The organism is Campylobacter sp. RM12637, assembly GCF_020137645.1.
Lineage (GTDB): Bacteria > Campylobacterota > Campylobacteria > Campylobacterales > Campylobacteraceae > Campylobacter_E.
The window spans coordinates 1-969 of record NZ_JACGAV010000048.1 but is presented as its reverse complement, the minus strand read 5'-3'; the positions used below and the strand labels follow the sequence as shown (position 1 = coordinate 969).

Annotated in this window: 1 protein-coding gene; it reads left to right on the top strand. The window is 31.0% G+C overall.

Features of this window, described 5'->3' with window-relative positions; all coding sequences use genetic code 11:
- Positions 1-439: 439 nt before the first annotated feature.
- Positions 440-952, top strand: coding sequence for a hypothetical protein (locus tag AVBRAN12637_RS09680; protein ID WP_214119005.1), 513 nt, complete (start codon positions 440-442; stop codon positions 950-952).
- Positions 953-969: the final 17 nt, after the last annotated feature.

The following is a 969-nucleotide window of genomic DNA, read 5'->3' as shown; positions in this document are numbered from 1 at the left end:
GCCGCCACGTTTGTGTTAATTCTGAATCCCATAATTTTCTCCTTAAAAAAATAATTGTCTTGATTTCCTTATCAAGTTACAACTATATCGGTGTGCTAAAAAATAACTTTAGGGGTGATGTGAAAAAATTTTTAAAAATGTGATTGTGATGTGGGGTTAGGTGGCTTTTTGTGATTTTTTCTGTTAGGAAAAAATCGTAAAAAGCCTTGTGTTAGCTCGTTTTTAAACGAGCTAACCGAAATGAATAGGATTTGAGAGTGCAAAATTTCACGGAATTTGAAATTAAAATTAGGATTTTGTGAAAAACTTGTGAAAATGTGAAATATTTGTGAAAAGTTTTGATGAAAGACCCGCAAAAGCGGGGGGCGACCCATTCGCCCCTAAGATGTGATGAGATGTTATACAAAATTGATTAATATTTGCTTAAAGGTAGGTTAAAATGATTGAAAATATACTATTTATAAAGCATATTAGTGGCAAAATTTTAGCTATTGAAAATGAAATAAGAAAAAGAGTAAAAAATATAGTTTTAGATGAATATATAAGTATTTGCGAAGGTCATAGTGCTCCTAGTTTAGGGGCTTTGATTAGGCTTATATTTGATGAAAAATTAGAAAATATTGTTTTTAATAGTAAAGGATTTGAGTTTAGAAAATACTGCTCTAATAATAAAGATAGAATAAAGATAAACAATGGCTCAATAGCCGAAATCTATACACACATACAAGTGCAAATTGCTTTAAACCTTTATAGAATGATTAGAAATAGAGCTTTTCACGGGGCTGATATGTTTAAGGTGTATGAAAAGAATGGAAAAACAAGCCCTAGAATATTTACACAAATTTATTTAGGCAAGGAGCTTTTAAACTTTGGTATCGAGCCTTGCAATATAGAAATATTTTTAGATGATTTAGGCGATATTTTGGGGGTGAATATGTGGGATAGACTTTAATCCCCAAACCCCCACTA